The sequence below is a fragment of the Paenibacillus sp. J22R56 genome (assembly GCF_056269375.1).
Genome location: NZ_JBWDNV010000001.1, coordinates 395,938 through 410,791 on the forward strand (window position 1 = coordinate 395,938; position 14,854 = coordinate 410,791).

Genomic DNA, 14,854 nt, shown 5'->3' on the forward strand with positions numbered 1-14,854 from the left:
TAAAGGTTTATACAGGAATAGCTGTCGAACTGGAACGAGTCGTCACTTCTTCCGCCGTCACTTCACGGCCAAGCTCTTCAGAGAGGTAAATCCCTTCACTGATCAGCATCGTACGCAGAGCAATCGCCGCCGTCGGCAAGAGTGGAACTCGGCCCTGCAGCGCTGCAATCCAGTGATGCTGCGAGGAGTCATAAGCATCTTCATTCTCCCGAATCCGATGCCAGCGCAAATCCATCATGTCGAGATCAATCGTACTGTCCAGATCGATATCGCATACGGTGCTGTGATAGCTGAACGGCTGGCTGGCTTCTCCCGGCAAGCCATTCGGAAAACGTACGCCACCTTCCGAGCCAAGGATACTGCTTCCCTCAAAGCCTCCCATATGAACCGACCAGGCTTCAATCAAATCCAAAGTGAGACCACCCTTGAAACGAATGAGACCAGTAGCCAGCTCTTCTACATTAAAGCCGCTGCGTTCTCTTCGTTCCTCCAGCATCGCCATCTCCTGATAGACCTTACCCGAGATCCGTTCAACCTCTGGATTGCCAAGCAAATAAAGAAGCTGAGCAATATGGTAGACCCCCATATCCAGCAAAGCTCCTCCAGCAGCCGTCTCCTTACGAGTGAAAAATGGTGTGCCATAGCCATCCACATAAGGACGATTTCTGCGGCGGAAGCCCGTAGACCGCGCATGATACAGCCTGCCCAGCTTGCCGGCGTCAATTAATGTTTTGGCTGCTTTCGTATCTTTACCGTACAGCGTAAAGAGCTGAATATGCAGCATTTTACCTGTCTTTTCTGCTGCTTCAACCATTCGTCTGCCGTCCTCGTATGTACCGGCGATTGGTTTCTCGCAATAGACATGTTTGCCGGCTTGGAGCGCAGCAATTGTAACCGGAGCATGGAAGTTATTATGCAAGCATACGTCAACGGCCACGATATCTTCCTGAGCGAGCAGCTGATGGAAGTCTGTATAGCTGTTTGGTATGCCAAATTGCTCTGCCACACGCCTTACTTCTGCTTCATTCACGTCGCAGACCGCAACGATTTCTACACCTGCAAGTAGGCGATACTTCTCAATATGCTGCTTGCCGATCTGTCCAACACCAATAATCCCGACTTTAATCGTCTCCATTACGCACTGCCCCCTCGGTCCGCTTCGTCTGCAAGCAGCTTCTTCACCATGCCCAGCAGTCTCTCTGTCTCCAGATACTGCCGCTTAGGCGCATTGTATTCGATCCCCCAATACCCTTTGTAGCCAGCATCCTTTAAGGTTGTAATCGTATCCAAAGCATTGCCCGAAACGGCAGTTTGCTCATCAAAATGAGTATGGTAAGCCCATGGTGCAACCAGCTTATCGCCTTCTTCTTGATCCGCTCTCCAGCGCCCAAGATGGACGAGAAAGCCAAAGGCCGGATGATCAACCGCTTCGGCGATCCGCTTCATTTCGCGCGGCAGAAGCGAGGCTCCCATATGATTTTCCGGGCCAATAAGAAAACCGTTGTCTGCAGCAAATTGTGCGAATTCCTGATAAGTCCGGACCGTATATTCGAATTGTTCGTCCGTCATTGTTTCTACGTCATGATAGCTGCCGCCTGTATCGATGCGGACAGTCTTCGCGCCAAGAATAACCGATGCGCGGAGATGCACAAGCGCATTCTCATGCAGCTTCTTCCTAACATCGGGATTCGGATCCCATAGATGAGCACCGTCAACTGCAAAATTGACAACCGACATTTCCTTCTCATCCAGCGCTTCACGGATTTTGCGGATATAACTCTCATCTGCAAGCTGATAGATCGGCCCTGTATTTCGATCGATGAAAAACCCGTTCCATAAATCGGCTACGTCCAGCTTATAGCGGTATTTAACCGTTTCCAAATAACCAAATACATCCATCTTGCCTTCCAGGTTCGTGTTGTTAAACGAATAGCCTCCAATTGATACGTTCACGATTCCTCACTCCCGCTGATCAATATGTCCATCCCCTTCCATTATAGTGCTTATAACTGATGGAATAGGGTTACTTTTTTCCACGAAACGGGGGAAATTTCTATTGGTCAGGCCAAATCGTTCTCGAATCAGAATACAACTTTATTAGAATCGACAGCTTTCCACAGGAAAAAGGTGTTGGATATTGGCGATATGAGCATAATAAGAATGAAAAATGCCGCTCGCAGTGCTGAATCAATCTATATTCAAGATAATAATGATACATATTCGTTATTTAAGTTTTGAGGCATGTTTATACTATAATGAATGTATAAGAAAGTTCTATTTTCCGTCCCTTGAACTTCAAAATCCTAGACGGAGGTATCTGTCGATGTCATCTGGCAATTTGCACAAGCAAGACCCTTGGGCTTCCTATTACGGTCCCAATCTTGGATATGTCCAAGAACAATATGAACTTTACAAACAAAACCCTGAATCTGTTATCGCTGAGTATCGTGAGCTGTTCGAACTTCATGGTGAACCGCCTCAATACGCAGGACAAACAGCACCTATCGTTGCAGCACAGTCTTCTGGCGGAGCGGCAATCGATGCGAAAGTTCTTCAAAACCTAGTAGCGGCTGGTAAGCTTGTATGGAACATACGCGCTTTCGGCCATTTAGCTGCGGATATCGATCCACTTGGTATCAGCCCGAAAGTAAGCACCAATATGCTTGAACTTGAAACATACGGCTTAACTCAAGCTGATCTGGCTGCATTGCCTGCTGAGCTTGTTTGGACGAAAGCACCTGCTGATGTTAAGAACGGCTGGGACGCAATCGAAAAACTTCGCAAAGCCTACACAGGTACCATTGCTTACGAGTTCAGCCACGTTCATAACGAAGAAGAACGTGCATGGCTCAAACAGCGTGTAGAAAAAGAAAATCCATCAAACAAGCTGAGCACAGATGAACGCAAGAAGCTGTTGACGAAGCTGTTCGAAGCTGAACAATTCGAAGATTTCCTGCAGCGCACATTTGTCGGCCAAAAGCGTTTCTCGGTGGAAGGTAATGATGTACTCGTTGCCCTTGTCGATGAAATGGTTCACGAGCTGTCCAATGACGGCGTTAAACATATTTTGATGGGCATGGCGCATCGCGGCCGCTTGAACATTCTAGCGCATGTGCTTGGCAAACCTTACAGCAAAATTTTCTCGGAGTTCCATAACGCATCTAACAAAAAGATGAGCCCATCCGAAGGCTCGATCGGCATCAACTACGGTTGGACCGGCGACGTGAAATATCACCTTGGCGCTAACCGTTCGATCGGAACCGGCGAAACAGTTAAGACCCGCATTTCACTTGCGAACAACCCGAGCCATCTGGAGTTCGTCAACCCGGTTGTCGAAGGCTTCACACGTGCAGCACAAGATGACCGTACAGCAGCAGGTTATCCGAAGCAAAACCTGGATGCCGCTGCTTCGATCATTATGCACGGCGACGCTGCATTCCCTGGTGAAGGCATCGTAGCAGAGACATTGAACTTGTCGCAGCTGAACGGTTACTCGCATGGCGGTACGCTTCATATTATCGTCAACAACAAAATCGGCTTTACAACGGAAAGCCATGATTCCCGTTCGACGCATTATGCGAGCGACGTGGCTAAAGGCTATGAGATTCCAATCGTTCACGTAAACGCTGATGACCCGGATGCGGTTATTATGGCGGCTCGTATGGCAAGTGAATACCGTACGAAATTCAAGAAGGACTTCCTGATCGACCTGATCGGCTACCGTAAATACGGACATAACGAAACAGATGATCCGGAAACAACGCAACCGACAATTTATAAAAAAGTAAAAGCTCATCCAACTGTAAGCCGCGTCTTTATCGACAAACTTGTGGCTGAAGGCGCAATTACCGAGCAAGATGCAGAAGGCTTGAAGCAAGAAGTAATCAACCGCCTGAAAGCAGCTTACGAGGAAATGAAGAGCCGCGAAGGCCAAGAGCCTGTCCACCAGACACAAGGTTTGCCAAATGAGCTGTCAACTGGTGAAGCAGTAGCTCCTGTATCGGTTGAAACGCTTCGTGAAATCAACGCAAATCTGTTGAAATGGCCGGAGAAATTCAACGTTTATCCGAAGCTGCAGCGCATCTTGGAACGCCGTGCAACTGCTGTGAACGACGGTGAGAAAATGGATTGGGGCCATGCCGAAACGCTTGCTTTCGCTTCGATTCTGGCAGATGGCAAACCAATTCGTCTCAGCGGTCAAGACGTTGAACGTGCAACATTCGCTCACCGTAACCTTGTGCTGCATGATGCTGAGACTGGCGATACTTTCTGCCCGCTTCATCATCTTCCTGAAGCTAAAGCATCGTTCGCGATTCATAACAGCCCGCTTTCTGAGGCTGCTGTACTTGGCTTCGAATATGGTTACAACGTACACGCTCCAGAAACAATGGTTATCTGGGAAGCACAATACGGTGACTTCACGAACGTAGCGCAAGTTCTGATTGATCAGTTCATCTCCGCTGGCCGTGCAAAATGGCAGCAAAAATCGAGCCTGATCATGATGCTTCCGCATGGTTACGAAGGTCAAGGACCAGAGCACTCCAGCGCTCGTCTGGAACGCTTCCTGCAGTTGTCCGCTGAAGAAAATTGGACGGTTGTGAATCTGTCCAGCGCAGCGAACTACTTCCACCTGCTTCGCCGCCAAGCTTCGATCACAGAGAGCGATGCTGCTCGTCCGTTGATCATCATGGCACCTAAGAGCTTGATTCGTAACCCGCGTGTTGCTTCGGAAATTTCCGAGCTGAGCAATGGTACGTTCAAGACAGTTGTGGAACAAAAAGGTCTCGGCGCTCATCCTGACCGCGTAGAACGCCTCGTTCTCGCTACAGGCAAGATGGCGATTGATATCGATGAAGCGATTGAGAAGAATGGCGATAAAGAGCTGGATTGGCTGCATGTCGTTCGTGTTGAGCAACTGTATCCGTTCCCTGATAAAGAAATCGCAGCAATCCTTGAACGCATGCCAAATCTGAAAGAAATTGTTTGGGTACAAGAAGAGCCGCAAAACATGGGTTCATGGTTCTACATGGAACCACGCCTGCGCAAAGTTGCACCAGCTGGTGCAACAGTAAGCTACATCGGCCGTCCAGAGCGTTCGAGTACAGCAAGCGGCTTCCAACAAGTTCACAGCTTCGAGCAACAGCACATTTTATTGCAAACATTAAAATATAGTCCGTCGTTGACATATAACACTGGGAGGTAAGCTCACGTGCAACAAATTATAGTACCGGCAATGGGTGAATCAATTACAGAGGGCTCGATCTCCAAATGGGTAGTAAAAGTAGGAGACGCTGTTAAACAAGGCGACGTGCTTCTTGAGCTTGAAACAGACAAAGTAAACATCGAAATCAGCGCTGAGCAAGACGGCGTTCTGCAAGAAATTACACGCAACGAAGGCGACACCGTTCAAATCGGTGAAGTTATCGGCACAATCGGAGCTGGCAGCGGCGCTGCTGCTCCGGCACCGGCCGCTCCTGCAGCTGAAGCAGCACCTGCACCAACTGCTGCTCCAGCTACGGCAGTAGCTCCAGCACCTGCGGCTGCACCGGCTACGGCTCCTGCAGCTACTGGCAGCCAATTGAATGTTTCCCCTGCGGCACGCAAGCTTGCAAGAGAAAAAGGCATCGACATTAACGAGGCACAATCGACGCTGGGCCGTGTTGACCTTCGCTCGGCTGCTCCTGCACAAGCAGCAGCAACTGCTCCGACAGCAAAAGCAGCTCAACCTGAGTTCACATCGAACAAGCCTTACGTTCGTACGAAAATGTCCCGTCGCCGTGCGACAATCGCGAATCGCCTTGTTGAAGCGCAACATACAGCAGCAATGCTGACAACCTTCAACGAAGTTGATATGACTGCGATCATGGATGTTCGTAAACGCCGCAAGCAATCGTTCCTGGACAAACACGAAGTTGGTCTTGGCTTCATGTCCTTCTTCACGAAAGCGGTTGTTGGCGCATTGAAAGAGTTCCCTAATTTGAATGCTGAAATCAACAACGGCGATATTATCGCTAAACAATATTACGATATCGGTATCGCGGTATCGGCCAAAGAAGGTCTGGTTGTTCCGGTTGTTCGCGACGCGGACCGCTTGAGCTTCGCGGAGATCGAAAAATCGATCGTATCCCTGGCTAAAAAAGCACGCGACAACTCGCTGGCGCTGGACGAGCTGCAAGGCGGCACATTCACCATCACTAACGGCGGCACGTTTGGATCGCTCTTGTCGACTCCAATCCTGAATGCTCCGCAAGTTGGTATTCTGGGTATGCACAAAATCCAGCTTCGTCCGGTAGCGATTGACGCTGAACGTTCGGAGAACCGTCCGATGATGTACATCGCCCTCACTTACGATCACCGTATCGTTGATGGCTCGGAAGCAGTACGCTTCCTGGTAAAAGTAAAAGAAATGCTTGAAGATCCAGAAACCCTTCTTTTGGAGGGCTAATAGGACAGGCTGTACCCTTGGGTACAGCCTGTTTTTTTGTTTCGTTCATCTCACTACTTGGTCTAATATTCTTACGATCGCTGTGCTTTTCGGATTCCCTGATTCAACTTTTTCAATGTTGGAATCAGAAAACCAAGGCGAGCGCTCCGCTTCTCCAGAACATTAGACCACTCCGTTCGACTAAACCAACCAAAAGGGCTATACCCAAGGCTAAAAGCCCGCGGGTATAGCCCTCTTTGTACAACAGGAATCGTTCCTGGCTGACAGCCCAGGAACGGAAATTAAAAAGAGGACTGCTAGGTTCCAGCAGTCCTCTTTGCTGCCTCCCCTTCCGGGTGAGCAGCTTTGGAGCGAAGTAAGTAAATGTTCTGGAGAAGCGTAGCGCTTGCCTTGGTTTTCGGATTCTGACATACAACCCTAGTTCAAAGAATCCGAAAACCACAGCAATCGTAAGAATATTTACTTACGTAGCGACACGCAGCGACACTAGCTGTAGTGCACCCGGAAAATCATATCCTGATTGTAGTTGCCGAAGCCTTTGCCGAATAACGTTAGGCCGCCGACATGGACGGCGTTGTCTTCGACGGCGAGTCGGAACACCCATTGATTACGGTTAAGCTCGATTTGATCGATACCGATCTCCGAAATTTTTTGACCATCGATGTAGGTGCCGTTCTTCTGGACGCGGATGATCTTGAGCAGACCATATTGATTGACAAAGTCCTGCCACCAAGCAGGCGTATACTTGCCTTTCACATCGCCATAATCCCCGGGACTCGTCCACATTCCGATCCGGACGCCATTCAAGGTAAATACAATATCCGATGGCCAGTTCTCGTTGTAACCTGGTGCCTCCGAGCTGATCTCAAGAACGATCTCTAACTCTTCCGGACGCTGGCCAGGCAATAAGTAATTAGGGATTTTGTACTCCACATACCCTTTGCCAAACCATAGAATTCCGGCATTCATCCGCTCCGGTTCAATAAAATATCGCGGATCGTCGAATTGACCGATGACCTTCTCCGTGGTGGCAATACCGCAGGTCGGATGGACTTCAAACTCGGTATAATGCCCAATGGGAATGCTGATCTCATGCGTTTTCTTCGGAATAAATCCAGTCTGAGGCAGATCAATCTGAATGCGGGAGGCGGAAATCTCGCAAATCTTATGCGTCCCTCCCTGCTTTCTAATCATCTTCGTCTGGATAAGTCCGGCCTGCTCCAGCTTACGAACATGCATCGTCACGATCGCGCTGCTTAATCCAAGCGAGGCTGCGAGCTCCTTCACGTTCATCGGTTCAGGTGCTGCTGCGAGCAGATCCAGAATACTTAATCGTACAGGACTAGCCAAAGCTTCATATAGCGGAAGCCAGGCATGGTCTGTATCGGCTTTGATTAGCATGTTTCACATCCTGCTATTGAAGTTTGATACGAATAACGTTCCAGGAAGCTTTACCAAGCGCTGTCTCAATCGTGCCATTTTGTTCAAGCTTCGCAGTGCCATTCGTATGTGGCTTCACATTGTCTGGATTAGCAGCTGTGTTAACAGCCTGCAAATCATCATTCTCGAGGACAATATGCTCGATCACCCGGAAAGCGCCAAAGCTGCGAAGATCAATCTCGAAGTTATGGGCATTCTCAAGGTCACGGTTTACCGCAAATACAGTTACCTCTCCATGCTCCTCATTATGGACTGCTACCGCTTCCACGTAAGGAACATCTGTATAATCCTTCGAATCATATTTATCCGACTTCAGTAGAGGCACAAGCACGGTACCGCGGCCAAATACACTTGCATGCATGTATGGATAGTAGATCGTCTGCTTCCATGCTGCTCCGCCGTTCTCAGTCATAATTGGTGCAATAACGTTTACGAGCTGAGCAATACATGCCATTTTCACACGGTCAGCACGCTTCAGAAGGCTAATCAGCATACAGCCAACAACAAGCGCATCTTCATGTGTATAAATATCTTCAAGCTGCGGCGGCGCAATGGACCATGGTTCGATTTTGCGATCGCTCTCATTGGAGTGGAACCAGACATTCCATTCATCGAAGCTCAGGTTAATGTTCTTCTTGCTCCGTTTCTTCGCTTTTACAAAATCAGCCGTAGAGATCACTGTCTGAATGAAAGAGTCCATGCCCAACGACTGGGCGAGGAAGTTCGCAGTATCTTTGTCTCTATTGCCATAATACTGATGAAGGGAGATGTAATCAACATTATCGTAAGTCAAATCCAGCACCGTAGCTTCCCAATCTGGGAAGGTTGGCATGCCAAGTCCCGAGCTTCCGCAGGCTACCAGTTCAATCGTTGGGTCTACCCAGCGCATCACTTTCGCAGTTTCATTGGCAATGCGGCCATATTCCACAGCTGTCTTCGCACCAATCTGCCAAGGACCGTCCATTTCGTTGCCAAGGCACCAGGTTTTCACGTTATGAGGATCTTTATAGCCATGTTTAATACGCAGATCCGACCAATAAGAGCCGGAGTCATGATTGGAATATTCAATTAGATTGCGGGCGTCTTCAACGCCACGTGTTCCGAGGTTGACGGCCATCATCGCATCTGTATTTGCTTTTTTACACCAGTCTACGAATTCATTAAAGCCTACCAGATTCGGCTCAATCGTACGCCATGCCAGTTCCAGGCGTCTTGGGCGATCCGCTATCGGACCAACTCCATCCTCCCAGTTGTAACCGGATACAAAGTTGCCTCCAGGGTAACGAACGATCGGAACATTTAATCCTTTAACAAGCTCAAGTACATCGGAACGGAAACCTTGCTCGTCTGCTGATGGATGCTCTGGTTCATAAATACCACCGTAAACAGCACGGCCCAAATGCTCAATAAAAGAGCCATAAATTCGTTTATCTACTTCACCAACAATAAAATCTTTGTCCACGATCATTTTTGCTTTATTCGCCATAAAAAATCACCTCATAAAGGATTGGATGTAAGAAACAATATCCTTATTAAACACCAGCTCTTGCAATAATTCAATAGCGAATTCATATATAGTTGAATTAATATATTTATTAATTATGGAACGAAAACGTTCCTTTTCATTCCTTAAATACCCATTATTAAGAAGTTCTTTGTTGAGTCCCTCGCGTATTTCGACTAAACTGGAATCAGAAGGTAATTTTTCGAATGCTTCACCATTTATTGCAGGAGATGAAATACGTATGCCCAGCAAAATTCGATCATTGGATGATGCAGCCGGACATGTCATACAGCTATTGGCCCGATTTCTTCCGATCGATACTCTCTTCATCGCGATCCAAGAAGGCTCAGCACATCGGATTGTACAAGCCTATAACCGCAGAGATTCACTCGTACAGACCGGAATGACCTTCCGATCAGATGTCAGCACGATCATTGGACAACGTTCCTATCTTGCCATCCCCATCTCTACAAGCGAGTGTGTCGTTCATGGCGGTATTTACTTGGTTGACAGGGATACCTTGTCCTTAAGTGACGACGAACTTTCGATTTTGAATTCAATGACTGCGCTTCTTAGTTATACCATTGATCTGGAATATGCGACGGTTACCGATAGTCTGACAGGTTTATATAACCGAAGATTTCTAGATGAATTATTCGAGCGTAATAACGATGCTCCACTTGGCGTCATGTTCATCGATCTTAATGATTTTAAGCGGATAAATGATAATTACGGTCATGAATTTGGAGATTTGCTGCTCATCGAAATTGCCAAACGGCTCAAACAGCAAATCCGTCAGAGCGATCGAATTGTCCGCTATGGCGGCGATGAATTTATTATCTGCTTCCAGAACTTAAGCGAGGACAACGGCGTTCGAGCCGTGCAGGAGAAGATTAATGCTTCTTTCCTAGATCCTTTTGTTATTAACGGGCAACATGTCCATATATCTGCCAGCATTGGAGTCAGCTCTAATCAAGGAAGATACGCCAGCCTTAAGCAGCTTATTATGGATGCCGATCAAGCGATGTACCACATGAAAAACACAAGAAAAAACCTTGAAGCCAACAATGCCTCAATTTAGGCGCTGTAACTTCAAGGTTTTTTTGTTTATCCGATAATACCGTTAATAGCCGTCCAGATCCCTGTAACCAATATGAGCCATAACGCAATCGTTTTGAACAGCCGCTCATTGAGCCTTCCAACTGCTTTGATCCCAATCAGGACACCAATAATCAGTGCTGGAACAGCCCATCCGATCGTTTGCATAGACGTCTCATTAAGCAGTCCTTCGTACACGTAAGTCCCCACCGTGATGATATTCAGAATGAGGGCATATGCCGTAATATTGGCCCGGAATGTCATCTTATCAGCACCCTGGTTGGTCAAAAAGAGAGCCACCGGTGGTCCACTCATTGAGATACTTCCATTCAGAAAACCACTTACTGCACCAATAGGCGCATACGCCATACGGCCAAGCGGAAAAGTTTTGCCACTCAGCATGAGCATGGATACGACTGCAACCAGCAGGCCCGCTCCAAGCTTTAACGTACTAGCGGGAACATATAGCAGAGCATAAGTTCCAAACGGTGCCGCAATTAGACTTGCGATCAGAAGCGGCCAAATCTGCTTCATTCGGACATGCTGCCGGCAGCTATAGAGCACAGCAATGTTTGTCATCAGACTTAATACAACGACAACTGGAACAGCCTCCTGCATTGGGATCAGCTTCACGAGCAGCGGCACTGAGATTAGCGCGAAACCGAAGCTCGTGAGCCCTTGTACAAAACCTGCAAGAAGGACAATCATAAATACAAATACAATTTGATCAACATCCATAATACCGGTAAAACTCCTTTGCCTATTTCAGCAAGCGATACACCACTTCTGCTGCTTCTGCACGAGTCATCGATGCAGCCGGTGCAAACCGATCACCACTGCGGCCCTTCAGCAGCCCTTGCTCGTATGCCCATTGTACAGAAGGCAATGCCCATGTTGCAATGAACGTTTTATCAGAGAAAGGAAGCTCTCCACCAACTGCAGTTCCAGTACCGTTATGGGCAATCGCATAGGCTTTTGCCAGAATTACAGCCATCTCTTGACGAGTAATTGGTGCATACGGCGCGAACATCTCCGAAGTGCGGCCTTGTATAAGTCCCTCTTCATGTGCAGCAGACACAGCCTCTGCATACCACGCCGAAGCCGGTACATCGCTGAAGTGAAGCGAATGATCAGCGCTGCTTGTAAGCTTCAATGCACGAACAAGGATAGCGGTAAATTCCGCACGGGTGATTTCTCGTTCCGGTTCAAAGTTAGTATCCGAAATACCATTTACAATCTGCTTGGCAGAAAGAGAAGTGATAGATGCAGCTGCCCAGTGGTTCTCCGGCACATCCCTATAAGACTTGCTTACTTCGAGCAGTCCATAGCTGCTGAAATGGTCGACAGAAGCTTCCCAGACACCATTGACCAATTGTCCTCCAACGTAATGAATGGTGCCGTCTTCAGCAATATAATAAATGCCTGTCAGATCAGCATTGCTGGTTTGTGCTTGCTTCAGCTCAAGTGTTAACGGGGTTGAGAAAGCAGAAAGCTTCTCCACACTGCCAGTTGCATCAGTAACAAACAGCTCAAAGTTATAAATAGTGCCAAGTGCACGAACAGCTCCGTCAACGCTGTTCATTAATTTATCCGCAGCCTCCCCCGATACCGGGACAAAGCTTACCGTAAGCTTGCTGCCTGCTTCTGTCTTTAATTTACCTAGCAGCTCGGCTATTACTTCGGAAGGAATCGTGAGAGACAAATCACCTGCAGCAAGTGTGATTGGAGCCTTCTTCAAAGAATCAAAAGCATCAGAAGAAAGAACCACTGTTGTTGTGCCTGTCGGCAAGGTAACGGTGTATCCACCCTTCCCATCCGATGTCAATTGCGTTCGGCTAATAGCAGCTATACCGTTATTGCTTGCAGCCCCGTTGTTGCCATTGCTGCTATTACCGTTACCATTGCCATTGCCATTGCCATTTCCATCACCATCGAAAGGCAGATCGCCTACTCTTACAAGGGAGACATCATCCATGTAGCCCCATGCTCCAGCAGGAGCATCTACATCAAATCCGATGGTCACTTTGCCATCTCTTACTTCAATATTGCCGACCGTATACGAATGCCAATCATTCCAGCCTGTATTCACCATATCAGTGCTAATCGTCTTCTCACCGGACTTCGCGAACAGTGCGATCTTCTGCGTATCATATACACCACCGGAAGCCGATGCACTCAGCTCATAAATACCATTTTCGAGATCTTCGATCGTTTGTGCAATCGTATAAGTAAATGCTGTGCCAAACCAATAATTAAGTGCATAATCACCAGATTTGGCATTCGCGGCGTTATTCTCAGCCTTTGCCGCTCCCTTCTCTCCTGAAACCTCCCAAGGCGTAAGAGCACCGCTCTCAAAGCCCGGGTTTTGCACGACATTAACTGCCGCTGCCTCCACCTTCACCAGCTCAATTTTGTCGAAATACCCCCACGCATTAGCTGGTCCATTCACATTAATACCTACCTTGACCTGACCATCAGTAACTTGAATATCTCCAACCGTATACTGCTTCCAAACATTATAGCCAGCATTCGTAATAGGGGTACTGTATGTCTGACCACCATATTCTGCGGATAGTGTAATGACCTGCTCATCATATACACCACCGGAAGCATACGCCCTCAGCTCATATTTTCCGTTCTCAAGGCCTGTAACCGTCTGCGATACTTGATAAGCAAAAGCCGAGCCCGACCAATAATTTAAGGAATATTCGCCAGCCTTAGCATTGCCTGCATTTTGGTCAATCTTCACAGCTCCAACATCACCTGTTACTGACCAATTGTCCAAAGTACCACTCTCAAAGCTGCCGTCATGGATCAGATTTGGATTACCTGTAACCGTGATTTCAATTGAGGTACGAAGATCTGTGCCTGCAACATCACCTTGAACAGTAAACGTCCCCGGCGTATTTAGCAGCTCAGCGTTATAGGAATCCCATTCAACTGTTTTTGCTAAAATTGTACCTTCGTTATAGAGCACCTTCGTATCTGCCGGCAGTACCAATGAGTCTCCTGCTGCTAGTGTCACCGGTGTTGCCGAATAGACGAGAATTGGATCTACGCTAATGATGCTGCCAGGCTCATATTGGAAAGCATCCAGCGATGCCAGAGCATTGCCATCATAATCAAACATCGTCTGATTCTCCCAAGCGTTGCCTTCACCTTGTTTCCAGCCTACGCCAGGCAGCCAAGCTGGTTCCCAGTAAAATACACCAAGACCAAGGCCACCCTGCACATGAGCAACCGTGTTAAGCACTGTCTCGGTTACAAGCTTTTGATTCTCGACCGACGCGTCGAAACCGACCAGCTTGGTCTCATTCTCTCCAACCGTATTCGGGTGATCGTCACCGTTCTCAAGTGTATTCGGATAAGAAGTTTCCGCGACGACAATTTGCTTGCCGTATCTTGCTGCTACATCATCCATATTGGATTTAAGCTGCTGGAAAGAGCCATGCCAGAATGGATAATACGACATGCCGATCACATCATAATCTACTCCACGTGTTGTCATCGCATCAAAGAAACTGCGGAACTTACTGTTATTGCCGCCTTCCGCCAAGTGAAGCATAATTTGAGTCGTTTGGCCGTCCGGTGTTGTATCCCGTACCGCTTTGGCGCCCTCTTTAATCAGCTCAGCCAGATTATCCATATTAGAGGTTGAACCATCTGGCAGCAGCATGCCGCTGTTAATCTCGTTGCCGATCTGCACCATATCCGGATAAGCATCCGCAGCAGCCAGATCGCTCATAACATCTTCCGTATAGTCATACACTGCTGTCTTCAAATCTGCAAAGCTGAGATCCTTCCATGCTGCAGGCTTCACCTGCTGACCAGGGTCTGCCCAGAAGTCGGAATAATGGAAGTCAAGAAGCAGCTTCATGCCCGCATCCTTCACCCGTTCAGCCATCGCCAGCACATGTGCCTTATCGTTGTAGCCATCGGCTTGCTCCGGATCATTCCAAAGACGCAGCCGAACATAGTTGACGCCATGATTTTTCATAATCATCAGCAGATCCTGTTCGATCCCTTTATCGTAAAACTTCACATGCTGATCTTCGAGCGCCTGCAGCGTCGAAATATCCACACCCTTAATAAAGGTATCCGGATCAGATAAAGTCTCCGTAGCCGCCGCTGCTTGCTTGACTGATCCAATCGCCAACAAAGATGTAAGCGCTAACGTAAATGTGAAAAAGAGTATAAATCCTTTTCTCGCAATGCGTTTCATAATATTTCCTCCCTTTTTGGTTTTAAAAAGGAGGAGACTTTTGTCTCCTCCTTAGCTGTGAAAATTGTTAATGATTAGAGAATGATTTTACGTAAGAAGAAGGGGTATCCACTGAGGAGCGTGAGCGTCCGCCTTTGTCTGCGGG

At 47.8% G+C, this 14,854-nt stretch carries 9 protein-coding genes; 3 read left to right on the plus strand and 6 right to left on the minus strand.

The window, feature by feature from the left end; genetic code table 11:
* Positions 1–7: 7 nt before the first annotated feature.
* Positions 8–1,135 carry a Gfo/Idh/MocA family protein gene (locus AC0YNT_RS01660; protein WP_475803053.1) on the minus strand — a complete coding sequence of 376 codons (1,128 nt, stop codon included), beginning with the start codon at positions 1,133–1,135 and terminating at the stop codon, positions 8–10.
* Entirely contained in the window at positions 1,135–1,953 is an 819-nt protein-coding gene (locus tag AC0YNT_RS01665; protein WP_475803054.1) for a sugar phosphate isomerase/epimerase family protein, read from the minus strand. Before AC0YNT_RS01665 ends, AC0YNT_RS01660 begins: the two co-directional genes overlap by 1 nt.
* Positions 1,954–2,323: 370 nt before the next feature.
* On the opposite strand from AC0YNT_RS01665, the gene AC0YNT_RS01670 reads away from it, so the two are divergent.
* Positions 2,324–5,203, plus strand: coding sequence for a 2-oxoglutarate dehydrogenase E1 component (locus AC0YNT_RS01670; RefSeq protein WP_475803055.1), 2,880 nt, complete (start codon positions 2,324–2,326; stop codon positions 5,201–5,203).
* 6 nt (positions 5,204–5,209) lie between these two features.
* The gene (gene odhB / locus AC0YNT_RS01675) at positions 5,210–6,445 is read left to right on the plus strand and encodes a 2-oxoglutarate dehydrogenase complex dihydrolipoyllysine-residue succinyltransferase (RefSeq protein WP_475803056.1); all 1,236 of its coding nucleotides are present in this window, start codon (positions 5,210–5,212) and stop codon (positions 6,443–6,445) included.
* 486 nt (positions 6,446–6,931) lie between these two features.
* Here odhB and AC0YNT_RS01680 read toward each other — a convergent pair whose 3' ends face one another.
* A complete protein-coding gene (locus AC0YNT_RS01680) occupies positions 6,932–7,846 on the minus strand; it encodes an ArsR/SmtB family transcription factor (protein WP_475803057.1) in 915 nt (304 codons plus the stop codon).
* Positions 7,847–7,859: 13 nt separating this feature from the next.
* Positions 7,860–9,371: an arabinosylfuranosidase ArfA gene (gene arfA / locus AC0YNT_RS01685; RefSeq protein ID WP_475803058.1), complete on the minus strand. Its 1,512-nt coding sequence runs from the start codon at positions 9,369–9,371 to the stop codon at positions 7,860–7,862.
* Between the two features lie 259 nt (positions 9,372–9,630).
* Here arfA and AC0YNT_RS01690 point away from each other — a divergent pair, with 259 nt between their 5' ends.
* Complete coding sequence (locus AC0YNT_RS01690) at positions 9,631–10,470, plus strand: GGDEF domain-containing protein (RefSeq protein WP_475803059.1); 840 nt, start codon at positions 9,631–9,633, stop codon at positions 10,468–10,470.
* A gap of 26 nt (positions 10,471–10,496) precedes the next feature.
* Here AC0YNT_RS01690 and AC0YNT_RS01695 read toward each other — a convergent pair whose 3' ends face one another.
* On the minus strand, positions 10,497–11,225 hold the full coding sequence (locus AC0YNT_RS01695; RefSeq protein ID WP_475803060.1) for a sulfite exporter TauE/SafE family protein: 729 nt from the start codon (positions 11,223–11,225) through the stop codon (positions 10,497–10,499).
* A 22-nt stretch (positions 11,226–11,247) separates the two neighbouring features.
* Positions 11,248–14,709 carry a glycosyl hydrolase 53 family protein gene (locus tag AC0YNT_RS01700; RefSeq protein WP_475803061.1) on the minus strand — a complete coding sequence of 1,154 codons (3,462 nt, stop codon included), beginning with the start codon at positions 14,707–14,709 and terminating at the stop codon, positions 11,248–11,250.
* Between the last annotated feature and the right edge of the window lie 145 nt (positions 14,710–14,854).

Bases quoted from the DNA above. Each gene is read 5' to 3' on its own strand.
- AC0YNT_RS01700 (WP_475803061.1), bottom strand. From the start codon at position 14,709: ATGAAACGCATTGCGAGAAAAGGATTTATACTCTTTTTCACATTTACG.
- AC0YNT_RS01680 (WP_475803057.1), bottom strand. From the start codon at position 7,846: ATGCTAATCAAAGCCGATACAGACCATGCCTGGCTTCCGCTATATGAA.
- AC0YNT_RS01695 (WP_475803060.1), bottom strand. From the start codon at position 11,225: ATGGATGTTGATCAAATTGTATTTGTATTTATGATTGTCCTTCTTGCA.
- AC0YNT_RS01660 (WP_475803053.1), bottom strand. From the start codon at position 1,135: ATGGAGACGATTAAAGTCGGGATTATTGGTGTTGGACAGATCGGCAAG.
- arfA (WP_475803058.1), bottom strand. From the start codon at position 9,371: ATGGCGAATAAAGCAAAAATGATCGTGGACAAAGATTTTATTGTTGGT.
- AC0YNT_RS01690 (WP_475803059.1), top strand. From the start codon at position 9,631: ATGCCCAGCAAAATTCGATCATTGGATGATGCAGCCGGACATGTCATA.
- AC0YNT_RS01670 (WP_475803055.1), top strand. From the start codon at position 2,324: ATGTCATCTGGCAATTTGCACAAGCAAGACCCTTGGGCTTCCTATTAC.